This is a genomic window from Arthrobacter sp. U41 (assembly GCF_001750145.1).
GTDB lineage: Bacteria > Actinomycetota > Actinomycetes > Actinomycetales > Micrococcaceae > Arthrobacter.
Window position 1 is genome coordinate 3940265 of sequence record NZ_CP015732.1, and the last position, 25240, is coordinate 3965504.

Annotated in this window: 25 protein-coding genes, 1 tRNA gene and 1 pseudogene; 17 read left to right on the top strand and 10 right to left on the bottom strand. The window is 66.8% G+C overall.

Features of this window, described 5'->3' with window-relative positions; all coding sequences use genetic code 11:
* Window positions 1-35: 35 nt before the first annotated feature.
* Window positions 36-1472, bottom strand: coding sequence for an NADP-dependent phosphogluconate dehydrogenase (gndA, locus tag ASPU41_RS17960; RefSeq protein WP_069952064.1), 1437 nt, complete (start codon window positions 1470-1472; stop codon window positions 36-38).
* Window positions 1473-1711: 239 nt separating this feature from the next.
* Here gndA and ASPU41_RS17965 point away from each other — a divergent pair, with 239 nt between their 5' ends.
* Both ASPU41_RS17965 and ASPU41_RS17970 read left to right on the top strand, forming a co-directional pair.
* The gene (locus ASPU41_RS17965; protein ID WP_069952065.1) at window positions 1712-2440 is read left to right on the top strand and encodes a FadR/GntR family transcriptional regulator; all 729 of its coding nucleotides are present in this window, start codon (window positions 1712-1714) and stop codon (window positions 2438-2440) included.
* A gap of 54 nt (window positions 2441-2494) precedes the next feature.
* Window positions 2495-3550: a D-2-hydroxyacid dehydrogenase gene (locus tag ASPU41_RS17970; RefSeq protein WP_069952066.1), complete on the top strand. Its 1056-nt coding sequence runs from the start codon at window positions 2495-2497 to the stop codon at window positions 3548-3550.
* Window positions 3551-3846: 296 nt separating this feature from the next.
* On the opposite strand, the gene ASPU41_RS17975 is transcribed toward ASPU41_RS17970, so the two are convergent.
* On the bottom strand, window positions 3847-4125 hold the full coding sequence (locus ASPU41_RS17975; RefSeq protein ID WP_083266605.1) for a hypothetical protein: 279 nt from the start codon (window positions 4123-4125) through the stop codon (window positions 3847-3849).
* A 278-nt stretch (window positions 4126-4403) separates the two neighbouring features.
* Between ASPU41_RS17975 and ASPU41_RS24125 the strand changes: the two are divergent.
* Window positions 4404-4790, top strand: a pseudogene (locus ASPU41_RS24125) (DUF6448 family protein); the annotation flags it as partial.
* Window positions 4791-5021: 231 nt separating this feature from the next.
* Here the strand turns inward: ASPU41_RS24125 and ASPU41_RS17985 are convergent.
* From ASPU41_RS17985 to ASPU41_RS18005, 5 genes are all read right to left on the bottom strand, one after another.
* The gene (locus ASPU41_RS17985) at window positions 5022-5429 is read right to left on the bottom strand and encodes a VOC family protein (RefSeq protein WP_069952069.1); all 408 of its coding nucleotides are present in this window, start codon (window positions 5427-5429) and stop codon (window positions 5022-5024) included.
* A gap of 337 nt (window positions 5430-5766) precedes the next feature.
* Window positions 5767-5842 (bottom strand) — tRNA-Val (locus ASPU41_RS17990).
* A gap of 81 nt (window positions 5843-5923) precedes the next feature.
* The gene (locus ASPU41_RS17995; protein ID WP_442856213.1) at window positions 5924-6817 is read right to left on the bottom strand and encodes an NAD-dependent protein deacetylase; all 894 of its coding nucleotides are present in this window, start codon (window positions 6815-6817) and stop codon (window positions 5924-5926) included.
* 31 nt (window positions 6818-6848) lie between these two features.
* Window positions 6849-7367: a peroxiredoxin gene (locus ASPU41_RS18000; protein ID WP_069952070.1), complete on the bottom strand. Its 519-nt coding sequence runs from the start codon at window positions 7365-7367 to the stop codon at window positions 6849-6851.
* Window positions 7364-7780, bottom strand: coding sequence for a DUF3052 domain-containing protein (locus ASPU41_RS18005; RefSeq protein WP_069952071.1), 417 nt, complete (start codon window positions 7778-7780; stop codon window positions 7364-7366). The genes ASPU41_RS18000 and ASPU41_RS18005 overlap by 4 nt, the downstream gene beginning before the upstream one ends.
* 397 nt (window positions 7781-8177) lie before the next feature.
* Between ASPU41_RS18005 and aceE the strand changes: the two genes are divergently transcribed.
* The 6 genes from aceE to fabF all read left to right on the top strand — a co-directional run bounded on the left by aceE (window position 8178) and on the right by fabF (window position 16244).
* Window positions 8178-10958 carry a pyruvate dehydrogenase (acetyl-transferring), homodimeric type gene (gene aceE, locus ASPU41_RS18010; RefSeq protein ID WP_197515704.1) on the top strand — a complete coding sequence of 927 codons (2781 nt, stop codon included), beginning with the start codon at window positions 8178-8180 and terminating at the stop codon, window positions 10956-10958.
* A gap of 199 nt (window positions 10959-11157) precedes the next feature.
* Window positions 11158-12402, top strand: a complete 1245-nt coding sequence (locus ASPU41_RS18015) for a PucR family transcriptional regulator (RefSeq protein ID WP_069952072.1) — start codon at window positions 11158-11160, stop codon at window positions 12400-12402.
* An 87-nt stretch (window positions 12403-12489) separates the two neighbouring features.
* Window positions 12490-13419 carry an ACP S-malonyltransferase gene (locus ASPU41_RS18020; RefSeq protein WP_069952073.1) on the top strand — a complete coding sequence of 310 codons (930 nt, stop codon included), beginning with the start codon at window positions 12490-12492 and terminating at the stop codon, window positions 13417-13419.
* A complete protein-coding gene (locus tag ASPU41_RS18025; RefSeq protein ID WP_069952074.1) occupies window positions 13416-14477 on the top strand; it encodes a beta-ketoacyl-ACP synthase III in 1062 nt (353 codons plus the stop codon). Before ASPU41_RS18020 ends, ASPU41_RS18025 begins: the two co-directional genes overlap by 4 nt.
* Window positions 14478-14608: 131 nt before the next feature.
* The gene (locus tag ASPU41_RS18030) at window positions 14609-14854 is read left to right on the top strand and encodes an acyl carrier protein (RefSeq protein WP_018773434.1); all 246 of its coding nucleotides are present in this window, start codon (window positions 14609-14611) and stop codon (window positions 14852-14854) included.
* A gap of 154 nt (window positions 14855-15008) precedes the next feature.
* Entirely contained in the window at window positions 15009-16244 is a 1236-nt protein-coding gene (gene fabF / locus ASPU41_RS18035; protein ID WP_069952075.1) for a beta-ketoacyl-ACP synthase II, read from the top strand.
* Between the two features lie 114 nt (window positions 16245-16358).
* Here fabF and ASPU41_RS18040 read toward each other — a convergent pair whose 3' ends face one another.
* The 3 genes from ASPU41_RS18040 to dprA form a co-directional block, all read right to left on the bottom strand.
* The gene (locus tag ASPU41_RS18040; protein WP_069952076.1) at window positions 16359-16862 is read right to left on the bottom strand and encodes a DUF3145 domain-containing protein; all 504 of its coding nucleotides are present in this window, start codon (window positions 16860-16862) and stop codon (window positions 16359-16361) included.
* A 292-nt stretch (window positions 16863-17154) separates the two neighbouring features.
* Complete coding sequence (locus ASPU41_RS18045) at window positions 17155-18081, bottom strand: tyrosine recombinase XerC (protein WP_069952077.1); 927 nt, start codon at window positions 18079-18081, stop codon at window positions 17155-17157.
* 112 nt (window positions 18082-18193) lie between these two features.
* Window positions 18194-19384 (bottom strand): DNA-processing protein DprA, encoded by a 1191-nt coding sequence (gene dprA, locus ASPU41_RS18050; protein WP_069952078.1) that lies wholly within the window; start codon window positions 19382-19384, stop codon window positions 18194-18196.
* A gap of 191 nt (window positions 19385-19575) precedes the next feature.
* On the opposite strand from dprA, the gene ASPU41_RS18055 reads away from it, so the two are divergent.
* The 8 genes from ASPU41_RS18055 to ASPU41_RS18085 all read left to right on the top strand — a co-directional run bounded on the left by ASPU41_RS18055 (window position 19576) and on the right by ASPU41_RS18085 (window position 24872).
* Entirely contained in the window at window positions 19576-20973 is a 1398-nt protein-coding gene (locus tag ASPU41_RS18055) for a recombinase family protein (RefSeq protein ID WP_197515705.1), read from the top strand.
* A 228-nt stretch (window positions 20974-21201) separates the two neighbouring features.
* The gene (locus tag ASPU41_RS18060; protein WP_069952080.1) at window positions 21202-21492 is read left to right on the top strand and encodes a helix-turn-helix domain-containing protein; all 291 of its coding nucleotides are present in this window, start codon (window positions 21202-21204) and stop codon (window positions 21490-21492) included.
* Window positions 21489-23075, top strand: coding sequence for a DNA primase family protein (locus tag ASPU41_RS18065; protein WP_197515706.1), 1587 nt, complete (start codon window positions 21489-21491; stop codon window positions 23073-23075). Before ASPU41_RS18060 ends, ASPU41_RS18065 begins: the two co-directional genes overlap by 4 nt.
* A gap of 117 nt (window positions 23076-23192) precedes the next feature.
* Window positions 23193-23582, top strand: coding sequence for a hypothetical protein (locus ASPU41_RS18070; protein ID WP_069952081.1), 390 nt, complete (start codon window positions 23193-23195; stop codon window positions 23580-23582).
* Window positions 23583-23621: 39 nt separating this feature from the next.
* Window positions 23622-23771 carry a hypothetical protein gene (locus ASPU41_RS22785; RefSeq protein WP_157357045.1) on the top strand — a complete coding sequence of 50 codons (150 nt, stop codon included), beginning with the start codon at window positions 23622-23624 and terminating at the stop codon, window positions 23769-23771.
* A complete protein-coding gene (locus ASPU41_RS18075) occupies window positions 23768-24022 on the top strand; it encodes a hypothetical protein (RefSeq protein WP_157357046.1) in 255 nt (84 codons plus the stop codon). Before ASPU41_RS22785 ends, ASPU41_RS18075 begins: the two co-directional genes overlap by 4 nt.
* On the top strand, window positions 24019-24660 hold the full coding sequence (locus ASPU41_RS23785) for a hypothetical protein (RefSeq protein WP_069952083.1): 642 nt from the start codon (window positions 24019-24021) through the stop codon (window positions 24658-24660). The genes ASPU41_RS18075 and ASPU41_RS23785 overlap by 4 nt, the downstream gene beginning before the upstream one ends.
* A 2-nt stretch (window positions 24661-24662) precedes the next feature.
* Window positions 24663-24872, top strand: a complete 210-nt coding sequence (locus ASPU41_RS18085) for a hypothetical protein (RefSeq protein WP_069952084.1) — start codon at window positions 24663-24665, stop codon at window positions 24870-24872.
* Window positions 24873-25240: the final 368 nt, after the last annotated feature.

A 25240-nucleotide genomic window follows, 5' to 3' on the forward strand; every position in this document is an offset into this window, starting at 1 on the left:
ACGGGGAGCACCGGCCGCCTGCTTCAGCCGTGAGACTAGTGGGTGTCCACTGCCTCGATTTCAGATTTGTCCTCGCCCCAAAGGGTGTGGAAGGTTCCTTCTGCGTCGACGCGGCCGTAGGTGTGCGCGCCGAAGAGGTCGCGCTGGCCTTGGATCACGGCGGCCGGGAGGCGCTTGCGGCGCAGGCCGTCGTAGTAGGCCAGCGAGGAGGAGAACACCGGTACCGGGATGCCGAGCTGGACCGCGGTCGAGACCACCCGGCGCCAGGCCGGGAGGACGTCGGCGATCGCCTTGGTGAACGCCGGGGCGAACAGCAGGTTCGCCGGCTTCTCCGCCGCGGCGTAGGCCTTGGTGATCTCCTTGAGCAGCTCGGCGCGGATGATGCAGCCGCCGCGCCACAGCGAGGCGATCTCGTCCAGCTTCAGGTCCCAGCCGTATTCCTTGGCCGCCGAGGTGAGCATGTCCAGCCCCTGGGCGTAGGAGACCAGCTTGGAGGCGTACAGCGCCTGGCGGACGTCCTCGACGAAGCTCTCGGGGACCTCGACGTCGGTCTCGCCGCCGGCGAGCAGTTCCTGGGCCAGCTTCCGCTGCTCCGTCTGGGAGGACAGGGCCCGGGCGAAGACCGATTCGGCGATGCCGGAGGTCGGCGAGCCCAGCTCGAGCGCGGAGATGACCGTCCAGCGGCCGGTGCCCTTCTGCCCGGCGGCGTCCACCACGACGTCGACGAACGGCTTGCCGGTCTTCGCATCCACGTGGCCGAGGACCTCGGCGGAGATCTCGATCAGGAAGGAGGCGAGGTCGCCCTTATTCCACTCGGCGAAGATTTGGGCCTGCTCGGCCGGTTCAATCCCTGCGCCGGAGCGCAGCAGGTCGAACGCTTCCCCGATGACCTGCATGTCGGCGTATTCGATGCCGTTGTGGACCATCTTGACGAAGTGGCCGGCGCCGTCGGTGCCGATCCAGGCGCAGCAGGGCTTGCCGTCGACGTGGGCGGCGATCTTCTCCAGCAGCGGGCCCAGGGCGTCGTAGGACTCCTTCGAGCCGCCGGGCATGATTGAGGGGCCGATAAGGGCGCCTTCCTCTCCGCCGGAGACCCCGATGCCGACGAAGTGCAGATCCTTCTTGGCCAGCGCTGCCTCGCGGCGGCGGGTGTCCTCATAGTGGGAGTTGCCGGCGTCGATGATGATATCGCCCGGTTCCAGCAGCGGCTCGAGCTGTTCGATCACGGAGTCGACCGGCTTGCCGGCCTTGACCATGATCAGCACGCGGCGCGGCTTCTCCAGCGAGTCGACGAGCTCCTGCAGGGTCTCCGTGCGGATGAAGTCGCCGTCCGTGCCGTGCTTAGCCAGCAGGGCATCGGTCTTCTCAACGGACCGGTTGTGCAGGGCAACGGTGAAGCCGTTCCGGGCCAGGTTGCGGGCGAGGTTGGCCCCCATCACCGCAAGGCCGGTGACACCGATGTGTGCTGACATCAAAACTCCAATTCATTTCTGTGCAACGGGTGCAGTTCGTCCCGCGCATGAGGCGGGACTGTCTTCTTGGGATCAGTGGCTGTCAATAAACCATATGTATTTCCGCGGCCAGCTGGAAAGCAGTGCCCACGTGGCGGAATATGGCGCGTCACAAACAGTCTATGATTTCCGGCGCCCCCTGCGCCGGTCCGGGCCGCAACGTCGGCTGGAACAGTATCGGCCGCACTATGCTTACGACTATGTCAACCAGCCTCCACCACCGCGCGATTGAGCACCTGGGCGCCCGCATCGTCGCCGGCGAGCTCCCGGCCGGCCACATCATGCTGGCCGAGCACCTCGAAGATGAACTCAAAGTGTCCCGTTCGGTGGTCCGCGAGGCGGTGCGGGTCCTTCAGTCGCTCGGACTGGTCGAAACGACCAAGCGTGTGGGCATCCGGGTACTGCCGGCCAACCGCTGGAACCCCTTCGACCCCCAGGTGATCCGCTGGCGGCTCGCCGGCAAAGGCCGCGGCGCCCAGCTGCGCTCCCTCGCCGAACTGCGCACCGCCGTCGAACCCGTTGCCGCCGAACTGGCCGCCGTCAACGCCCCCGGGGAGATCCGCCGCGAGCTCGTGGACGTTTCGCACGCCATGCGCGACGCCGGGCAGGCCGGGGACGTGCCGCGGTTCCTGGAACTGGACATCCGCTTCCATTCCCTGCTGCTCACCGGCTCCGGGAACGAGATGTTCGCCAACATGGTGGGCCAGGTGGCTGAGACGCTGACCGGCCGCACGGTGCACGGCCTGATGCCGGACCACCCCCGCGACACGGCGCTGCAGCGGCACGTGGACCTGGCGGAGGCGATCGCCGCCGGAAACCCCGCAGCAGCCCGCGAGGCCTCGGACCGGATCATGCGGGAGACCATCGCGGAGATGGAACCCGAATGGAAGGACCAGCCCAGGGTGTTTGTCCCGGTCCAGCGGCCCTAACAAGGGCTCGGCCGTCCGGGCCGCCAGCGAGGCCGCAGTCCATAGGATGGTTCCATGACCCCTGTTGAGACCGTTGTCGCGATCGCCGTCCCCCTCGAAGCCGAGCACGTGGAGCGCATCCGCGCTGTCGACCCGTCCGTGACCGTGCTGTACGAGCCCGATCTGCTCCCCCCGGAACGCTACCCCGCCGACCACACCGGGGACCCGGCCTTCCGACGCACCCGGGAGCAGGAGGACCGTTACTGGGCGCTTTTGAACAGCGCCCAGGTGCTCTACGGCATCCCGAACGAGAACCCCGGCGGGCTGGCCCGGATCGTGGCCAGCAACCCGCATCTGCAGTGGATCCAGGCCATGGCGGCCGGTGCCGGGGGCACCGTGAAGGCGTCGGGGCTCGACACCGAGGCCCTCGGCAAGCTCAAAATCACCAACTCCGCCGGGGTGCATGCCCTGCCGCTGGCTGAGTTCTCGGCGCTCGGTGTCCTCAACGGCTTCAAGCGCACCGCGGAACTTGCCCGGGACCAGGCCGCCAAGACCTGGCCGGAGGTGCGCACTCCCACAAGGCTGGTCAGCGGCTCACACCTGGTGATCACCGGACTCGGCGAGATCGGACTGGAAACGGCCCGGATCGCCCGCGCCCTCGGGATGACCGTCAGCGGCACCAAGCGCACGGTGGAGGCACTCGACGGAATCAAGGAAGTGACGGACAACGACGGCCTCGCCGGGCTGCTCCCGGCCGCCGACGCCGTCGTCAACACCCTGCCCGGCACGCCTTACACCGAGAAGCTGTTCAACCACGACATCTTCGCCGCAATGAAGCCGGGCACCGTGTTCGTCAACGTGGGCCGCGGCACCGTGGTCGACGAGGACGCCCTGCTGGAGGCACTCGACAACGGCCAGGTGTCCTACGCCTGCCTGGACGTGTTCGCCGTCGAACCGCTCCCTGCGGACAGTCCGCTGTGGAACCACCCAGGAGTGATGGTTTCCCCGCACTCCTCCGCCTTGAGCGCAGCGGAGAACCGTCTCATCTCCGACCGCTTCTGCAGCAATCTGCGGATATTCCTCGACGGCGGCGATCTCCCCCACCTTGTCGACCCTGTTCACTTCTACTAGCCGCTTCGGTCGGAGACTCCATTCGGCAACGCCTGTCGGCAACGTCGGCCGGGACAGGCTCCCCGCGGGACGTCGACCCGAGGGCGCAGGCCGTTGACGGGCGACCCGAAGCCAGCAATTACGCCATCGAATAGGCATTTTTGCCGCTCAGAGTCGCCGCCGCGTGTTTCACATTTCCAAATATTCACGGTATATTCGTTTCAGGCCTTCCACCGCGGCATCCCCCAATAGTCGCGGTGGAGGGCCTTTCCAATGCCCCGGCGCATGCGGTACGAAATGCCACGGTGATGAAGCGTCTAGGCCGCGTCCGCGACCGCCTCCCGGAGCCGCCAGCCGCCGCCCAGACCGTCACGGATGATTTCCATCGTGGTGAGGGCCGAACCCGAATTTCGGCCAAGCCTCGCCTGGACCTGCCATACCTCGACATCAACGCGGCTAAGTCCCTTGGGCATCCGCCGCTCTGCCTCCCACCAGCTCACCCGCTCGAACCAGCGGACCGGCTCAGCGCCGACGATCCATTCGCGGCCGGCGCGCACCACCGCGAGGGGCTGTCCATCCGGACCAGATTTCACCATGACGTGTTCCATGCCAGCCACGGTAGGGTCAGGCTCCGACAATATCCGCGGCGCTGCCCCGCCGTGGAGATGTGAGCAGGGCACCGCCCGGCGCTGGCTCCTTCAAGCAGCCGCCGGGGGTTGACTGGTTGCCACCGAACGCGTCGGGACCTTCGACCCTACTGTCGCATCGCGGCACTGGATCAGAGTGAAACGTGCAGGAACGACCGCTCCTCGCTATCGCCAAACATAATCGCGAGCCTTAGACCGGAAGAACCATGCCCCCGCACCGCGACTCAATGGATGGCCCCGTAGTCGCCGCTGCGCGACAGGCGCTCGAGGCCGCCGACGTCAACCTCGTCCTGCCCTTCGTCCACCCCGACGGTGAAGCCGAGGTCCGGGCCATGTTTGACACGGTGATGCCTGTTAGGGGCTTGGCGCCGGGGGCTCGCGAAGTGGCGGACCGCCTCTTCTTCGAAACTGTTGTGCGCATTCACCGCGCCGGGGAAGGCGGGCCGTACACAGGTCTGAAATCTGCCGGCCTCTCAGTTGGACCGGTCATCCCACTTGCCGAACGTGCTGTCGAGACCGGTTCACCAGACGAGGTCGGGACCTTCCTGACCGCGGCGTTGCGCAACGAGCTTAAGCGGCGGCTGGAACTGGTAAATACCCTGAAAGCCACCAAGGACCGCTCCACGGACCATGCCCGGCAGTATGTTGAGGCGATGCTCGACTTCGAGGTCTACAGTGACCAGGTATTCCGGTCAATCGTCGTTGCGGGCACAGTGGCCGGAGGGAATCCGCGTTCGAGCATCACGGGTAGTTTGCGTCCGTTTTGCTGGCCGAGAACCCGACCACGGGCTGGCGACGCACTCACCCGCAGCCACCGGTCGGGCGGTCGGTCCCCAGCTGCGGAACTAACGCCCGCTGTCGCTTTGCTCCGAGCTCGCTTGGGGCTGCATCACGTACACAAGCGCTCCTGTTGGGTCGGTGAACATGCAGATGCGGCCGACCTCCGGGATGTCGTGCGGCTCCTCGAGCACGGTTCCGCCAAGGCCGCGGACGTGGCCGGCGATTGCGTCCACGTCAGCCACGGCAATGTATCCGATCCATCGTGGCGGCGGCGAGCCGGCATAGTCGCGGGGGGTCGGATTCATCATCCCGGCCACGTCTTGGCCATTGCGGCGGAAGAGGGTGTAGGTGCCCAGCGGCCCCGCGTCGACTTCGTGGCGGTCCCATCCGAACAACTCGCTATAAAAGGTGCCGGCAATTTGTTGATCGGGTGTGACGAGTTCGTTCCAGATGAAGGTGCCGGGTTCATTCATCTCAGTCTTCCTTTCGGCTGTTCCGTGCCATGGACCGGAGGTGTCCGTGATCGCTCCCGCGCGGGGACTGCCTGACCGAACCCGTCTTCAGTTTCCGCGCCCCGGGACCGCGTTCCTCAGGGCCAATGGTCCCCAATGCCTCGGGAAAAGCGCACCCAACCCGAGGCCCCCGACGCCGGGGCCGGACTGCCCGGCATCCCGTTGGCACAGGAGCTGCAGCGTCCGCCTTTCAAGGCGCCAAGTCTTCACGGTTCCCTTGCTCAGTGCCCCCGCGGCAGAGCGAAACACAAAAAACCCCGCCGTGCGGCCCTTGGGCGCGCACTGACGGGGTTTGTCTTGGTGGGTCCTACCGGGATCGAACCGATGACATCCACGGTGTAAACGTGGCGCTCTACCAGCTGAGCTAAAGACCCAAACCGCTGTTTCCGCGCTTGCGCGCTTGAACCAACGAACAGTTACTGTACCGGACGAACCCTGCGGAGCGCCAATCGGACTCAGAGCGGCGGGAGTTCAGCAGCCAGCCAGCTGAGCGCCTCGCTGACGCCGGCGTCGAGCTTGACGGTCGCAAGCTCATCCCCGCGGGTCTGGCCCCGGTTGATGATAACAACGGGCTTTCCGTGCTTGGCAGCGTGCCGGGCAAACCTCAGGCCGCTCATCACCGTCAGCGAGGAGCCGGCAACCAGCAAGGCACCGGCCTGGTCCACCATGGCGTACGAGCGTTCCACCCGGTCCTTGGGGACGTTCTCACCGAAGTAAACGAAATCAGGTTTGAGCGTGCCGCCGCAGGCCGGGCAGTGGGCCACGACAAAACTCTCGATCAGGGCGGCGTCCTCGACCACCGCATCGGCGTCCGGAGCCATTTCGACCAGGCCGCCCGAGAGCGCCCGTTCCAGGAAACCAGGGTTGAGTTCTTCCAGCACACCCGCCAGCAGCGTCCGGCTGTAGCTCCGGTGGCAGGCGAGGCAGACCACCCGGTCGAAGCGGCCGTGCAGGTCCACCACGTTGACGCTCCCGGCGTCCTCGTGGAGCCGGTCAACGTTCTGGGTGATGAGTCCGGTGAGCAGCCCGCGGTGCTCCAGCCGGGCGACGGCGGCGTGGCCGTCATTGGGGTCGGCACGTCGCAGGTGGGACCATCCGATGTGGTTCCGGGCCCAGTAGCGGCGCCTGTTGTCCGCTTCGCCGACGAATTCCTGGTATGTCATGGGCGCCCGGGGGGCGGCGCCCGGCCCGCGGTAGTCCGGGATACCGGAATCGGTGCTCAGCCCGGCCCCGGTTAGCAGCGCAAAACGCTCCCCTGCGAGAATGTTGTGGATTTCCCGCAGGACCTCGAGCTCGTCCCGGGCGGGAGTCCCGGCGGGGACCGGGGGCAGGCTGGCAAAACCAGTCATGCCGATCCCGGGCCGCCGTGTCCTCACTGCGTCAGCTCCCGCCGAGTCCCGCCAGAGCGGACCGGTACTCTGCGAAATCCCGGGCCTGGCCGCGGGGATTCACCACCCTGTAGCGGACGATCCCGCTTGCGTCGATGATGAAGGTTCCGCGCTTGGCCATGCCGCTCGCGGGGTCGAACACGCCGTATTGCTCGGCGACGGCCCCGTGCGGCCAGAAGTCCGCCAGCAGGTCGAAGGCATAGCCTTCCTTTTCCGCATAGGCCCGCTGGGCGAACTTGCTGTCCACCGAGATCCCCAGGACGGCGGCGTCGGCGTCCTCGAACAGTGCCAGGTGGTCCCGGATTTCGCACAGCTCACCCGTGCAGATGCCGGAGAAGGCGAACGGGAAAAACACGATCACGACGTTCCGGCCCCGGAGTTCCGAAAGCCTCACCGGCTCACCGAACTGGTTCAACAGCTCAAAGTCGGGAGCGACACCGCCGAGAGCGGGCACAGCCTGTGCGTCAGCGGCCTCATCCCCGAGGAGACGGACCGCGCCGGCTTGGGTCACTTGTTCTTCCGCGTGACCCGCGTGGCGCTCCAGTCCTTGGAGACGCCCGCGGAGGTGGTGTAGTGCAGGCCCGCGGTGGGTGCGGCATCCTGGATGTCCGCCGGTGAAACATAGCCCACCCGGCCGGACTTCGGGGTCAACACCCAGATAACGCCGCCCTCAGCAAGGGTGGTCAGCGAGTCAACCAGGGTGTCAACGAGGTCACCATCGCCGGACCGCCACCAAAGAATGACGGCATCGACCACCTCGTGGTCGTCCTCATCGAGGAGTTCCGAGCCCGTGAGATCTTCGATGTCGTCGCGCAAATCGAAGTCGACGTCGTCGTCATAGCCGAATTCCTGAATCAGGTCACCGGTTTTGAAACCCAGTTTTTCCGCCACATTTACCGAAGTGGCGGCGTCGGCCTCGCTCACGTGTTGCTCCTATGCTTGGTGTTTTCAAAAGCTCTAGTGATTTCCATTACTCCAAGCCAACACCCTTTGCGCCTGCGCTTCAAGCTGTTGGCCCCGCGATCCGCCATATTCTGCGTCACACACGGCGATCCGAGCACCGCCGGGCGGCACATCGTCACACAACCAGTATGCCCGTCAAATACAACCGGACCCCCACGCGACAGCTACGCATCCCCGAGATGTGAGGGCTAGAGTGGCTGATGACGACTACGCCCGCGAGGGCGAACGCCCCGCTGACACAGGCGGGAATAGTTGTGATTGGACCTTGCCCGGCGCACATGACCGGGCAGTTGTAACCGATATGTCGCACACGTCGCGTTCACGCCAGGCAGTTACCCTGCCGGAGCTGAGGGTGCCGATGAATGCGCTCAAAGAGAGGTTGGACGTGGCTGCAGGAGAAGAGACCTCCCATATCCTCAGCGGGTTGACAAACCAGCTGCCTGATCGTGATCCAGAAGAGACCGCCGAATGGCTGGAGTCCCTGGATACGCTGATTCAGGAACAGGGCACCGAACGTGCCCAGTACATAATGCGCAGCCTGCTTCAGCGGGCCGGCGCGCAGAGCGTGGGCGTTCCGATGGTCACCACCACGGACTACGTCAACACGATCCCTGTGGACCAGGAAGCACCGTTCCCCGGCGACGAGGAAATTGAGCGGAAGTACCGGGCCTGGCTGCGCTGGAACGCAGCGGTGATGGTGCACCGGGCGCAGCGGGCCGATATCGGCGTCGGCGGGCACATTTCCACCTACGCCGGTGCCGCGACGCTGTACGAGGTTGGGTTCAACCACTTCTTCCGCGGCAAGGACCACCCCGGCGGCGGGGACCAGATCTTCTTCCAGGGCCACGCCTCCCCCGGCATGTACGCCCGGGCCTTCATGGAAGGCCGGCTCTCCGAGGAGGACCTGGACGGCTTCCGGCAGGAGAAGTCCAAGGAAGGACATGCCCTGTCCTCCTACCCGCATCCGCGCCTGATGCCGGAGTTCTGGGAGTTCCCCACCGTCTCCATGGGCATCGGCCCGATGAACGCGATCTACCAGGCACAGTCCAACCGGTACCTGCAGAACCGTGGCATCAAAGACACCAGCGACCAGCAGGTCTGGGCGTTCCTGGGCGACGGGGAAATGGACGAGCCGGAGTCCCGCGGCCTGCTCCAGCTCGCCGCGAACGACAAGCTCGACAACCTCAACTTCGTGATCAACTGCAACCTCCAGCGCCTCGACGGACCCGTCCGCGGCAACGGCAAGATCATGCAGGAACTTGAGGCGTTCTTCCGCGGCGCGGGCTGGAACGTCATCAAGGTCGTCTGGGGCCGGGAGTGGGATGACCTGCTGGCCAAGGACGAGGACGGCTCGCTCGTGAAGATCATGAACGAAACCGTCGACGGCGACTACCAGACCTACAAGGCCGAGTCCGGCGCGTTCGTCCGCGAGCACTTCTTCGGGCAGACCCCGCAGACGAAGGAAATGGTCCAGGACCTCACCGACGACCAGATCTGGAACCTCAAGCGCGGCGGCCACGACTACAACAAGGTCTACGCCGCGTACAAGGCCGCGACCGAGTTCAAGGGCAAGCCCACGGTCATCCTCGCGCACACCGTCAAGGGCTACGGCCTGGGCACCCACTTCGAGGGCCGCAACGCGACCCACCAGATGAAAAAGCTCACCCTCGCGGACCTCAAGGCTTTCCGCGACCACCTGCGCATCCCGATCACGGACGACCAGCTCGAAGGGGACCTCTACCGGCCCCCGTACTACCACCCCGGCATGGATTCCCCCGAGATCCAGTACCTCATGGATCGCCGCCGCGCGCTCGGGGGCTTCGTCCCCGAACGCCGCTCCAAGCACTCCGAGGTCACCCTCCCGGCGGAAAAGGTCTACGAAGTCGCGAACCGCGGCTCCGGCAAGCAGCTGGCGGCCACCACCATGGCCTTCGTCCGGCTGCTCAAGGACCTCATGCGGGACAAGGAATTCGGCCAGCGGATCGTTCCGATCATCCCGGACGAGGCCCGCACCTTCGGCATGGACGCGTTCTTCCCGACCGCGAAGATCTACAACCCGAACGGCCAGAACTACCTGTCCGTGGACCGCGAGCTGGTCCTGGCGTACAAGGAGTCCATCTCCGGGCAGATCGTGCACGCCGGGATCAACGAGGCCGGTTCGGTGGCGGCGTTCACCGCGGCGGGCACGTCCTACGCCACGCACGGTGAACCGCTGATCCCGATCTACGTCTTCTACTCGATGTTCGGTTTCCAGCGCACGGGCGATTCCTTCTGGGCGGCAGCGGACCAGATGACCCGCGGGTTCATCATCGGCGCCACGGCCGGCCGCACCACGCTGACCGGTGAAGGGCTGCAGCACGCGGACGGGCACTCACCCATCCTGGCCGCAACCAACCCGGCAGTCCTCAGCTACGATCCCGCCTACGGCTACGAGATCGGCGTCATCATGCGCGACGGCCTCAACCGCATGTACGGTCCGGGACCGGCGGACAACGACCCGTCGCGGAACGTGATGTACTACATCACGGTCTACAACGAGCCGATTTCCCAGCCCGCAGCACCGGCGGAACTCGACGTCGAGGGCATCATCAAGGGCATCTACCTGCTGGCACCGGCCAAGATTGACGGCCCGCGCACGCAGATCCTTGCCTCCGGTGTGTCCGTCCCCTGGGCCCTCGAAGCCCAGCGGGTCCTCGCCGAGGACTGGGGCGTCTCCGCGGACGTCTGGTCCGTGACGTCCTGGACGGAACTGCGCCGCGATGCCATGGCCGCCGAGGAAGAAGCCTTCCTCAACCCCGGCCAGCCCGCCCGCGTTCCGTTCGTCACCGAACAGCTTGCCGGCGCGACCGGTCCGATTGTGGCCGTCACCGACTACATGAAGGCCGTGCCGGACCAGATCCGCCAGTTCCTCCCGAACGAGTTCGCCTCGCTCGGAGCCGACGGCTTTGGTTTCTCCGACACCCGCGCCGCAGCCCGCCGCTTCTTCAAGAACGACATCCACTCCGTGGTTGTCCGTTCCCTGCAGATGCTGGCCCGCCGCGGCGAGGTGGATGCCCAGGCTCCGGCCCAGGCGATCGAGAAGTACCGCCTGCACAACGTCAATGCCGGAACCACCGGCAACGCCGGCGGCGATTCCTAGAGTCAGTCCGGCAGCATACGACGGCGGTCCCCACCGGAAGGCGGGGGCCGCCGTCGGCAGTTAATCTGCGCCTAATCTGCGTTCACGGGCCGGGGCGCGACGCCGTCCCGGCTAGGCTGCGGCGCTGTGATCCAGCACAAAGCGCGTTGTAGCCTTTGCACAAATGGAGCTTGGGCGGGCCGCACCGTATGCTCGATGCATGGCCGAGCCGATCACCACTCCCGCAAAACGTAAGCCCGCCTCGAGGGCGGTGCCTCCGGAGAAGGTCGAGACGCTCAAGAAGCTTCGGGCCAGCGTGGGGCAGCTCTCCACAACGACGCTGCGCCAGTTGGAGAAGTCCCTGCCGTGGTACAGCCGGTTGAATTCCGACGAACGCTCGGCCCTGGGCATGGTGGCGCAGAACGGGATCGCCGCCTTCGTCACCTGGTATGAGCGCCCGAGCTCGCCGTCATGGATCCTTTCCGACGTCTTCGGCACCGCACCCACCGAGCTGACCCGCTCCATCAGCCTGCAAAAGGCCCTCCAGCTGATCCGGATCGTCGTTGAAGTGGTCGAGGACCAGGTACCGGTGATCGCCCCGGAGGCGGACCAGGGCGCGCTGCGGGAGGCGGTGCTGCGGTACTCCCGCGAGGTGGCCTTCGCCGCCGCCGATGTCTATGCCCGCGCTGCCGAGACCCGCGGATCCTGGGACACCCGGCTCGAAGCACTCATTGTGGACGCCATCCTGCGCGGCGAAAACACCGATGCCCTGCGGTCCCGCATTGCCGCCCTGGGCTGGAAGGCCCAGGAGCGATTCACCGTTATGGTGGGCAATTCCCCGTCCGAACCGAACGCCAGCTACGTCAGCGAACTGCGCCGCACGGCCGGGCGCTTCGCCGAAGACGCCCTCGTCGGGATCCAGGGCGACCGGCTCATCCTCATCCTCGGCGGGCTCCACGACCGCGAAACGGCCTACCTGAAGCTTGCCGAACTCTTCGCCCCTGGGCCGGTTGTCTACGGCGCCGAGGCGGATTCCCTGCTGGACGCCAGCGGCTCGGCCCAGTCCGCCTTCGCGGGGCTGACTGCTGCCCGCGCCTGGCCCGCCGCGCCGCGCCCGGTGGCAGCCGACGACCTCCTGCCCGAGCGCGTCATCTCCGGGGACGACGCCGCCAGGCGGTCCCTCGTCAAAAACATCTACCGGCCCCTGCTCGCGGCCTCCAACGGGCTGGTGGAGACCCTCGGCGCCTACCTCGAACTCGGTCATTCGCTCGAAGCCACAGCCCGGCAACTCTTCGTCCATGCCAACACCGTGCGCTACCGGCTCAAGCGCGTTTGTGACGTCACCGGCTGGGATCCGCTGTTGCCGCGGGAGGCCTTTGTACTCCAGACGGCCCTTGTCGTGGGCCGGCTTGCCGCCCCGCTCAAACCCGCCACCGAACGACAGCCGTCACGTAACAACCTCTGAGCAGTTGTAGACTTCCTACAAAGTGACCCGGTGAGCTTGGTGCATGAATGCACCGATAATCACGCCGCAATTTGGAAAGCTGGATACGTGCTTGCAATCGTTTGCCCTGGACAGGGCTCCCAGACCCCCGGCTTTCTCGCCCCTTGGCTGGAACTGCCCCCCGTCGCAGGCCATCTGGCCGCCCTCAGCGAAATCGCAGGCATCGACCTCACCGCCCACGGCACCACCTCGGATGAAGAGACCATCAAGGACACCGCTGTTGCGCAGCCCCTGATCGTTGCCGCCGGGCTGGTGGCCGCTAAGTCCCTGTTCGACGTCGAACTTTCCACCCTGCCGGTCATCCTGGCCGGCCACTCCGTCGGCGAAATCACCGCTTCCGCCCTGGCCGGCGTACTGACTGAAACCGAAGCCATGACCTTCGTCCGCGAACGAGCCAACAGCATGGCAGCCGCCGCGGCGGCCACCCCTACCGGCATGAGCGCCGTTGTGGGCGGCGACCCGGCCGAGGTTCTGGCCGCGATCGAGGCCTGCGGTGCAACGGCGGCCAACGTCAACGGCACCGGCCAGACCGTCGCGGCCGGCACCCTCGACCAGCTCAAGGCCCTTGCGGAAAACCCGCCGGCCAAGGCCCGGGTCATCCCGCTGAAGGTCGCCGGGGCGTTCCACACCTCGCACATGTCCCCCGCCGTCGCAGCACTGCAGGCCCTCCGGCCCAGGCTGCACCCGCGGAACCCGCAGGTCCCCCTGCTCTCCAACTTCGACGGCCAGCCGGTCACCGATGGTGACGCCGCCGTGGAGAGCCTGATTGCCCAAGTGTCCCGCCCGGTGCGCTGGGACCGCTGCATGGAAACGCTCGTGAAGCGCGGCGTGACCGGCGTCATTGAACTGGCCCCCGCCGGAACGCTTGCCGGACTGGCCAAGCGCGGCATGCCGGGCGTGAAAACCGTAACCGTCAAGACCCCGGACGACCTGTCCGCCGCCCTGGCCCTATTCGCAGAACTGGAAGGACAGGCATGAGCGTTCCCACCTTGAAGCAGGCGCCCCTGCACGAGAACACCCGCGTCATGGGAGTCGGTGCCTACCGGCCCGACGTGATCGTCACCAACGATGACGTCTGCCAGTGGATCGACTCCTCCGACGAGTGGATCCGCCAGCGCACCGGCATCATCACGCGGCACCGCGCCCCGGCCGACATCAGCGTCATCGACATGGCCGAAGGCGCTGCCCGCGAGGCACTGCAAAAGGCCGGCATCGAGGCCTCCCAGCTCGGCGCCGTCATCGTCTCCACGGTCACCCACCCCTATGCGACCCCGTCCGCCGCTGCGAGCCTCGCCGACCGCCTCGGCGCGACGCCGGCACCGGCCTTTGACATCTCCGCCGCGTGCGCCGGCTACTGCTACGGCATCGCCCAGGCCGATGCGCTGGTCCGCTCCGGCGCTGCCGACTATGTCCTGGTGGTCGGCGCTGAAAAGCTCTCTGACGTCATCGACAACACCGAGCGCACGATTTCCTTCCTGCTCGGCGACGGCGCCGGCGCCGTGGTGATCGGCCCCTCCGACACTCCGGGCATCGGCCCGTCGGTCTGGGGCTCGGACGGCAGCAAGTGGGACGCAATCGGCATGACCGGCTCCATGCTGGACCTCCGCGAGCTCGCCACGGCCGGGAAACACGGCGGTGCGCTGAGCGCCGAAGAAGCCGCCGTCACCGACGCGGCCGTCTGGCCGACGCTCCGCCAGGACGGCCAGACGGTGTTCCGCTGGGCGGTCTGGGAGATGGCCAAGGTGGCCCAGCAGGCACTGGACGCTGCCGGCATCAGCGCCGATGACCTCGCGGCCTTCATCCCGCACCAGGCGAACATGCGGATCATCGACGAGATGGCCAAAAAACTGAAGCTGCCGGAGCACGTCATCATCGCGCGGGACATCGCCGATGCCGGCAACACCTCCGCAGCCTCCATCCCCCTGGCCACCCACCGCCTGCTGCAGGAAAACCCGCAGCTCAGCGGCGGGCTGGCATTGCAGATCGGCTTCGGTGCCGGTCTGGTCTTCGGTGCCCAAGTGATCGTGCTTCCGTAGGCGTCCCTGTTTTCCCCGTCTTTCCCCAGCTTCACATCCCACCACAAGCCGAACCCTCGGTTTGAATCATTTCCGTCCGAAGCTGCCGGCACACCGGCAGCCCAGGGCAACAACAAGAAAAGGAGCCATCAATGGCGAGCAACGAAGAGATCCTGGCCGGCCTGGCTGAAATCGTCAACGAAGAGACCGGCCTGGCCACCGAGGCTGTCGAAATGGACAAGTCCTTCACCGAGGACCTGGACATCGACTCCATCTCGATGATGACGATTGTCGTCAACGCTGAAGAGAAGTTCGGCGTGCGCATCCCGGACGAAGAGGTCAAGAACCTCAAGACCGTCGGCGACGCCGTCAGCTTCATCGCGAACGCACAGGCCTAAATAAGGCCCCGGCCGGTCCGGGGGGCGCAACTGCACCCCCGGACCGCGCCACCTGCAGCACCCTCCAGTGCAACACCCCAGAATTTTTCAAACGCGGGCCCCGCAACCACCCAAGGTTCCGGATACGGCTGGCGCACCGACAGAGAGTGATCCCATGGCACGCAAAGTAGTCATTACCGGTCTGGGTGCCACCACACCCATCGGCGGCGATGTCCCCACGATGTGGAAGAACGCGCTCAAGGGCGTCTCCGGCGCGCACACGCTTGAAGATGACTGGGTGGCCAAATACGAACTGCCCGTCCACTTTGCCGCACGCGCCACCACGCCCGCGACCGAGGTCCTGAGCCGCGTCGAGGCCAAGCGCATGGACCCGTCCACGCAGTTCGCCGTGGTCGCCTCCCGCGAGGCATGGGCCGACGCCGGCATCACCGAAGTCGACCACGACCGCCTGGCCGTGGCTTTCGCCACCGGCATCGGCGGCGTCTGGACCCTCCTTGATGCCTGGGACACCCTGCGCGAAAAGGGCCCCCGCCGTGTCCTGCCCATGACCGTGCCGATGCTGATGCCCAACGGCCCGGCAGCGGCCGTAAGCCTTGACCTGGGTGCCCGCGCCGGCGCCCACACCCCCGTGTCCGCCTGCGCGTCCGGCACCGAAGCCGTTCACATGGGCCTGGACCTGATCCGCTCCGGCAAGGCCGACGTCGTCGTCTGCGGTGGCGCCGAAGCCGCGATCCACCCGATGCCGATCGCAGCGTTCGCCTCCATGCAGGCACTCTCGCGCCGCAACGACGATCCCGAGCACGCCTCACGCCCCTACGACCTTGGCCGCGACGGTTTCGTCATGGGCGAGGGCGCCGGCGCCCTGGTGCTGGAAGCCGAGGAACACGCGCTGGCCCGCGGCGCCCGCATCTACGCCGAACTGGCCGGCACCTCGGTCACCGCCGACGCTTACCACATCACCGCCCCGGACCCCCAGGGCCTCGGCGCCACCCGGGCGCTGAAGGCGGCCATGTTCGACGGCCGGATCCAGCCCGAAGATGTGGTGCACGTCAACGCGCACGCCACCTCCACCCCGGTCGGCGACAAGCCCGAGTACGCGGCCCTCAAGGCCGCCCTGGGCAAGCAGTTGGACAACGTCGCAGTCTCCGCCACGAAGTCGCAGATGGGGCACCTGCTGGGCGCTTCCGGTGCGGTCGAGGCCGTCCTGACCGTCATGGCCATCTACGACCGCAAGGCGCCGGTGACCATCAACCTGGAACACCAGGATCCGGAGATCCCGCTCGACGTCGTCACCTCGGCCCGCGACCTGCCTTCCGGCAGCATCGCGGCGCTGAGCAACTCCTTCGGCTTCGGTGGCCACAACGCCGTGATCGCGGTGCGCAGCGTCTAGCTCCGTCTCCCCCGCAGCACAACAAGATGGCGGCAAGGTTCTTCGGAACCTTGCCGCCATCTGTCATCTGACGCTGCTATGGGGTGTGTGTTGCGGTGTTCTGGCTCCGGCGTCCTAGCCGACCTGGTGGAGCCAGCGCACCGGAGCGCCTTCGGCGGCGTGCCGGAAGGGCTCAAGCTCTTCGTCCCAGGCCTCGCCCAGGGCGAGGGAGAGCTCATGGTAGACCGCGGAAGGGTCGCCGGCGCCGGATTCGTAGGCATAGCGGATGCGGTCCTCGGAGACCATGATGTTGCCGTGCACGTCCGTGACAGCGTGGAAGATGCCAAGCTCAGGCGTGTGCGACCAGCGGCCGCCATCCACACCCTGGCTGGGCTCTTCGGTGACTTCATAGCGCAGGTGCGCCCAGCCCCGGAGAGCCGACGCCAACTGCGCTCCCGTGCCCGGTTTTCCGGTCCACGACAGCTCGGCCCGGAACATTCCGGGCGCTGCTGGCTGAGCAGTCCACTCAAGATCTGTCCGCTTGTCCACAACAGAACCTATGGCCCACTCAACGTGGGGGCACAGGGCAGTTGGGGCCGAGTGAACGAACAACACACCGCGGGTCAGTGCAACAGACATTCCATCCTCCATAGCTGTAGGTACGTCTTCCCCAACGACCTCTGCCTGGATGTCTGTCTGTTGCGCGGGTCCGTAGTGAGCGGTGGTCCTAGCCAGACTATTAAGTTGCTGCCCGGTTCCGGCGGTGCTTGATCAAGAGCTTCAAGCGACACTTGAAAGTTGCCGGGCGTGAGTCCCATTCTGCCGTACCCTTCCTAATTACGCCAGTGAAATTCGGCGCGTCTTCCCCGGCGCGCCGCGCGGCGTCACGTAGGGGCCCTTTCGGGGACAGGTTCGGCCTGGAACTCCGGGGTCAGGCCCTCGGATGGGCCTGCTGGTAGCTCTGCCGCAGCCTCTCGACCGAGACATGGGTGTAGATCTGGGTGGTGGCCAGGCTGCTGTGGCCCAGAATTTCCTGCACCGCGCGGAGGTCCGCCCCGCCGTCGAGCAGGTGCGTGGCGGCGGTGTGGCGGAGGGCGTGGGGCCCGGTGGCCGAGGTGTCCCCCAGAGCCTCCAGCAAGTCGTGGACGACAGTGCGGACCTGCCGCTGGTCGATCCGTTTGCCCCGCGCGCCGAGGAACAGTGCCGGGCCGGAGGCGGCCGCGGCCAGGGCGGGGCGGCCGCGGCGCAGCCAGTCGTCGACGGCGAGCGCCGCGGGCAGTCCGTAGGGCACGGTACGTTCCTTGTTGCCTTTGCCAAGCACCCGCAGGGTCCTGCGGTCGGGATCGAGATCGTCCACGTCGAGGCCGGACAGTTCGCCGACCCGGATGCCGGTGGCGTAGAGCAGTTCAACCATGGCCCGGTTCCGCAGGGGCATGGCCCCGCCCTCGGCGGCAGCGGATTCCGCCCCTTCGACGAGCCGCAGGACCTGCTGCTGATGCAGCACCCCGGGCAATGACTTCTCCCGTTTCGGTGCCTTCAGCCGCAGGGCCGGGTTCCCCTCGATCAGCTCCTCACGGACGGCCCAGGCGGTGAACGCCCTGGCCGTGGCGGAGCGCCGGGCCAGGGTGGCCCGGGAGATGCCCGCTTCGCTCTGCGATCCGAGCCAGCGCCGCAGGGTGCCCAGCTCCAGCCCGGCGAGGTCCTCGACTCCTTCCGAGGCCGCATGCTCCAGGAGGCTGCGAACGTCGGAGAGGTAGGCGCGGACCGTGTGGACGGAACGGCCCCGTTCCGCCTCCAGATATCGCCCGAAGCTCAGGGCTGCGGCGGCCAGTGCGGCCGGGATCTGTTGGGTGGACACTCTCCTACTGTCGCAGGATTCGCCCGCCGGTCAAGGAACTCCACGGCGAGCCGCTGGTGCGCGCGGTCTCTGCTCTCTCGCGGCCGACACTCCGCGGGAAACAACCGGCCCCTCAGGCTGTTGTGCCGGACCGCCGCCAGCCCCCACGGTGCGACTCGGCCAGGCCCAGCAGCCCCAGCCGGCCCAGGCCCGCCCGGACCGATTCCGCGCTCAGTCCCGCGACGGCAGTGAGCTTGTCGACAGAGGTGGTGGTCCGCAACGGCAGGGCATCCAGCAGAATGAGGTCCTCCAGGGTCAACCCGTCCTGCACCGCCGCCCGGCCGCTCTTGATCTCGGGCAGCGATTCGCCGCTGGGCCCGGCAAGCTCCGCGATCTCTGCCGCATCGGTGACGCAGACCGCCCCGCCTTCCCGGAGCAGCCGGTGGCAACCCGCTGAGTTGGCGCTGTGCACTGACCCGGGCACCGCGCCGACGGCTCTGCCCAGGGTTTCCGCGTGGTGGGCCGTGTTGAGCGCCCCGGACCGCCATCTGGCTTCCACGACGACGGTGACGGAAGCCAGCGCGGCGATCAGCCTGTTGCGCTGGAGAAATCTGTACCGCGTCGGGGCGGACCCCGGCGGGACTTCGGCCAGTACGGCGCCGAGGTTCGCAACTGACCGCAGCAGGTCCTCGTTGCCGGACGGGTAGAAACGGTCCACTCCCCCTGCCATCACCGCAATCGTGGGTATGCCGCCGGAGGAGCCACCGGCAAGGGCTGACCGATGGGCGTGCGCGTCGATCCCATAGGCGCCGCCGGAGATGATCGTGAATCCCCGCTGCGCCAGCGAATACGCGAGGTCGCCCGTCACGGCGGAACCGTAGGAGGTGCTGTCCCTGGAACCCACCAGCGCAATTGATTTGTTGGCCGGAGGCAGCGGCTGCTCGACGCCGCGCCACCAGAGACAGATTGGCTCCTGCAGTCCGAGGTCGCCCAGTTGCCGGGGCCAGAGTTCGTCCGAAGGCATGATCACCCGCCCGCCGAGCCGCTGCACCGTTGCGAGGTCCCGTGCCGGAGCCAGGTCCGGAACCCGCGGCGCCCAGCGTTTTTTGGCGATCGCGAGGCCCGTCCAGCCACTCCCCAGGCCGTTCTCGTCCAACAGCCCGGTCATCTCCCTCTCCAGCTCCGGTCCGGCGGCCAGCTCACCGGTGGCGATCCTGAGCCCGTCCTCCGCCCCGGCAAGGTGCACGAGTGCGAGGCCTGCGGCGTCCTGCGGCTCGAAGAGCCGGGACAACGCCGCCCGGGCGGTCCGTTCGCTCTCTGTCATGGTGTTGTCCTTTCACTGGCTGGCGGATAGCGGTGATGGCCGAATTTCTTGCCGATGCGTCCGGTGGAGCTCTGCTAGGCGGCGGCCTGCCGAAGACTGAGAGCCAGCCCGATATCGTCCGCCTCCGGGACGGCACGGAGGCCGAGGTCCGCCAGCGTCCAGGCCAACAGCTGCATGCTAGATTTGCATACGTGAAAGCAATCATTTATCTCCGCATCAGCATGGACCGCACCGGCCAGCAGCTAGGCGTCACCCGCCAGCTGGAGGACTGCCGCCGAAAAGCCGCCGAACGGGGCTGGGAAGTCGTCGCCGTGGAAACGGACAACGACCTCAGCGCCTACAGCGGCAAGCGCCGCCCCGCCTTCGAGGCCGTCCTCGCCGCTGTGAGCACCGGCCGCGCTCAGGTAGTGATTGCCTGGTCCTTGGACCGGCTGCAGCGCAACCGCCGGGACGAGGTGCGCCTCTATGAGACCTGCCGGGACAACGCCGTGCAACTGGCACTCGTGAACGGTACCGATCTGGATTTCTCGACGGCGGCCGGCCGCTTCGTCGCCGACGCCCTGGGTAGCGTTGCCCGCATGGAAGTTGAGATGAAGTCAGACCGGCAGCGCCGCGCCGCTGAGCAGGCTGCAGCGGCCGGCAAGCGCAGCGGCGGCCGCCGCCCGTTCGGTTATGACGCCGACGGCATGACGATCCGGCCCAGCGAGGCCGCCGCCGTCGTCGCCGGCTACGAGTCCTTCCTCGCTGGCGTCCCCATCACGGAGATAGCACGCGCGTGGAACGATCAGGGATTCTTCACCGGGCAGGAGCGCCGCGGGGCAAACCTGGGCCAGCCCTCGCCCTGGACGCGCTCAAGCGTCCGCGACGTGCTGCGCAATCCCCGGTACATGGGCAAGCGTGCCCACCGTGGCGAGATTGTCGCCGACGCAGTATGGCCGGCCCTTGTGTCCGAACCAACGTGGCAGGCCGCACAGGCGATCCTTGCACACAGGGCAGGCCTGCAGACGCCCAACGCCGCCAAGTACCTGCTTTCCGGCATCGGCCGCTGCGGTGTGTGCGGCGGCAACATCCACGCCGGGGCCACAGCACGTGCCGGCGTCCGCGGCTACCGCTGCGCAGAGACAACTGGCCACTTCGCCCGCAAGGCCGATCCGGTAGAGGACTACGTTGCCCAGGTCATCACGGCCCGCCTGTCCATGCCCGACGCCGGCCACCTCCTGACCGACACCACTAAGGCGGACCTCCCCCAGCTGCGCACCGACGCCACCGCGCTCCGGCAGCGCCTCAACTCCCTTGCCACGGACTTCGCCGACGGGGAACTGACGGCCCAGCAGTTGCGCGCCGCGTCGTCCCGCATCAAGGAGAAGCTGGCAGCAGCAGAGGCCTCCATGGCGGACGCGGGCCGAGTGAGCCTGTTGGGACCGCTAATCCATGCCAGCGACGTCCGCGCCGCCTGGGACGGGCTGCTGACCAGCCAACAGCGCGCCGTCATCGACACCCTGGCAACCGTGACGCTGCACCCCCCAGGGCGCGGCGTGCGCAACTTCAACCCCGATACGGTGAGCATCGACTGGAAATCGAACCTATAGCGACACGCCCAAACCCTGCCGCGCTCGAAATCTCCATTAGAGGTTGAAAGATTGCGTTAATGTGTAACCAGTAGCAACCCCCGCAGCGGAGTCCGAGCGCGTACCGGGAGGCCAAGAAACCACAGCTTGTAAAGGCACCATCCGCATCACGTAGGTAGGCAGGGTACTCGGACCCGACCAACTCCCACGGAGCCGCGGGCAGTAATTTACTGTCCCCGGAGGCTCCCCTTGCCAACGCCCGCCACAGATGAGCTGCTCACCGTCCGTGAAGCAGCCACCATTCTGCGCGTCTCCCCTGAATCAGTCCGCCGCCGTGTCCGCGCCGGCTCACTCCCCGCCTGCAGGCTCAGCCAGCGGGCCATCCGCATCCGCCGCGCCGACCTCGACACCATCACGACACCTGATGAATCCCTCGAGGCGCACATCGCCAAACTCGTCGCCGCAGCCCCACCGCTAAGCCCCGAACAAAGCACCCGGATCGCCATGCTCTTCCGGCCTGTAGCAGGTGCAACCGCGTGAGCCCGGACATGGAAAAGCCCCCGGCTGGCGAAACCAGGGGCCTGAAGGAGAATCCAACATCTTCCGCACCAATTCTAAGCCCTGACGGACTCAATCACTCGGAACAAGCACAGCTGATTCCGCTGCAGTCCGCGGACCTGAAGCAGCACAACGGCCCCGCCAGCGTCACCCAGCACGGCGACCAGGCACCGGCCCCCCAGGCACCCGCCCCGGCTGAAACCAAGCTCGTCCAGGAGGGCGCACAGATCCACCGCGGGCAAGTCCGCATCGCCTACATGCTCGCCGACGCCGGCAACGGCCAGCTGCTCCACGTCTACGGACTCGGCTGGCACTACTGGAACGGACGCTGCTGGCAGGAGGACCGCACCGGCCACGCGAAACGCGCCGTCCTCTTCGTCCTCGCCGACTGCTACAAACGGTCAGCCAACGATCCGGAACTGCGCATCGACGTCCGCAAATGCGAGACGGCCGCCGGCATCGAGGGCGTCCTCAAGATCGCCTCAGCGCTCCCGGAATTCGCCGTCACCGCCGACCAGCTCGACGCAGACCCCTACCTGCTCAACGTCGCCAACGGAACCCTGGACCTGCACACCATGCAACTCCACCCCCACGACCCGGCCAACCGCATGACACGCTGCACCAACGCCGCGTGGAACCCCGCAGCGGCCGGCCCCACATGGGAGGCCTGCCTCACCCGCTGGTTGCCCGACGCCGACGCCCGCGGATTCCTGCAGCGCTACGCCGGGCTCGCGCTCGCCGGCAAGGTCCTTGAGCACGTCCTCGCCATCCTCACCGGCCCCGGCCGCAACGGTAAAGGCGTCTGGTACGGGGCATTCAGCGCCGCCCTGGGCAACTACGCCGCCGCCGCCGAACCGGACCTGTTCATGCACCGCGAAGGGGCACACCCCACCGGGGAGATGGACCTCCGCGGCCGGCGCTGGGTAGTCGTCTCAGAATCCGACAAGGACCGGCGCCTGGCCGAGGCCACCATGAAAAGGCTCACCGGCGGCGACATGATCCGCGCCAGACGCCTCTACCAGGACTTCACAGAGTTCACCCCGTCGCACACGGCAGCGCTTGTCACCAACCACCTGCCGAAAGTCAGCGGAGACGACGCCGCCATCTGGGCCCGAATCCGCGTCATCCCTTTCGACGTCGTGATCCCGGCAGAGGAACAGGACCCGCACCTGCCCGAAAAACTGCAGCTGGAGATGGACGCCGTCCTTGCCTGGGCATTGACCGGCTGGCAGGCCTACCAGCGTCAAGGCCTCGCCGCCCCCGCCGCCGTCCTCGCCGCGACGGACAACTACCACCGCGACGCCGACGCCCTGGGCAGGTTCATCAGCGACGAATGTGACACCGGGCCCGGCTACTCCACCCTTACCGAACCGCTGCACCAGGCATGGAACGAATGGGCCGCAGCGGACGGCGTGGCACCCATGAGTAAACGGGCGTTCGGCGCTGCGCTTGAGCAACGCGGCTATCAGGCGAGGAAAGGAACGGGCGGCGTCCGCATCCGCGCCGGAATCCAACTCAAAATCGTCAACGTTTTCAGCTTTCCGAATGCCTCCAACAACCAATAGTGGCGCAAGTGGCATAAGAACTTTTTCTTTCCATACGTGCGGGTATACAGAAGTTCCTCAAGCTGTGCCACTTACGCCACTCCCCCCAAAAAACCCCTAGAAATCAAGGAATTTCAGATGAGCGCAAACCCCAGCACCGTCCAGGCCCTGCAAATCGACGGACTCAACACCCTGCAAATCGGCGGCCTAACCATCACCAAGGACATCGCCAAGCAGCTCGACCAGCTGCACTCCATGCACGACCACACACGGTTTGAGCCGTTGGGCCGGGTCCGCACCGGCCAAGGCTTCGAAGGCATGGAAGTACTCGGCCGCGACACCGCCACCGGGGCCCTCGTCATCATGCGCCACACACCCAATCCCCGCTGGGTCACGGAAGCCTACGACGACGCCGGCAAGACGCGCTACCGGACCGCCAACGACGGCAAGGACGAACTGCGCAACGCACTCACCAACGCCTACAGCCAGCTGCCGCTCATCGTCCTCCCCAAGGACGGCCGGCCATGACCCACACCACCCGCCCCAACGAAACGAAGGACAACTGACATGGCGAAGCAAGCCCACGACCAGGGAGTCAAAAAGAGCCGCAAGGACAAGCTTAAGCAGCCGTCCGTCACCAATTACGACGCCGTCGCGGAATCACTCGTTGACCGCGGGCTGTGCAGCCGCTACATCCTCTTCGGCCACCGCAAATGACAGCCCCGAAACTCATGGCCCGGCCCGACCAGCCCCGCATGGTCATCAAAGGCCGGCCCTGGACCTGGCACGCACCGGACGCCCCCGACGAAGCAGGCGTCGCACTGGTCATCGCGACCTCAAGGGTCGTCCAATTCCTCACCCCCGAACAGGCCATCACCCTCGCGGACCAACTCGTTGACGCCGCGGAATCACAGACCCACAACCACCCAACCGGCCACACGGCCACAAACGAAGGAACCGAATCATGACCCGCACAGCACCCATCAATTTCTCCGGCGGCAACAACTTCGCAGCCAACATGCGCCCGCCCAAGGAACTCCTCCCCGCCAACGTCGTCACCGCCCTGGCAGCGTACGACGACCTGCTGAACCGCCACTTCGCAGCCCGCGTCCGGGCCACCGCACTCAACAGCGACACCGCCACCGCCGAAGCGGAGAAGACCGACAACGCCGCCGTCGCCGCGGCCGTCGCCGCCAACGCACCCATCCCGGCACCCGAGGCGAAGAACGCCCTACTGAAGGCCCTGGAAGAATCCAACCGCGAACTGCAGGGCTTCGACACCGCCATCGCCGACGCAGAGAACAACCTCCGCACCCTCACCGAAAAGGCCGCAATCGCCTCCGGCTACGACCCGGCCAAAGAACACCAGACCATGCTCACCGCAACCAAGGGCCACCTCGACGCCGCCAACGCGGCGTTCGCCGCCTTCGCAGACCGTGAAGTCCTCAACGCCTGGATGATCAGCGGCGCACCCTTCGTCCCGCGCACCGCCGTCACCGTCCTCGACGTCCTTGCCCTCGAGCGAGGCATGATGGACGGCCGCAAGAATGTCCCCGTTCGGGAGATCCTCGACGGCGTCGTGAACGCGCTCAAGGTAGGCAAGTAACCATGGCCGGCATCGCATCGACACCCGGCGAAGTCCTCGCCGAAATCACCCGCGAACGCGGCAAGCGCCCCGCCGTGGACCACAACGGGCGCGTGCTCACCGTAGCGCCGGCAGAGTACACCGCAGGCCCGAACGGATGGCCGGTGAAGGTAGAGCCCACACCGCCCGCCGCCGTGCCGCCCGTCCCCGCCAGCACAGAACCCGCCGACTGATGGCAGTCATGGCAATCATCGGCGGCACACAAGGCCACGAGGTTACCGTGAGCGAAGTGGAGTCAGGCCAAGGCAGAGGCCAAGGCTTCGCACAGTGTGAGTGTGGATGGACGGCCACGAACATCATGGTCAACCTCACCATCTCCAACTCCCTCGCACACGCCAGAGCCTGCAAGAGGCGCAGCGAGCACGACGCCGCGGCTGCTGCACAGTGAGCCCCGTTGCCCGCCTGTCTTGCCCACACAGGGCAGGCGGGCAACGGACCCCCTGACGGGGCGGGGGGCACCCCCTTCCACCCCCTCCGATAGAGACGCGCCGGAGAGGGCATCGTCCTGCCGGGCATCGAAAATACAACCGTTTTCCCTTTC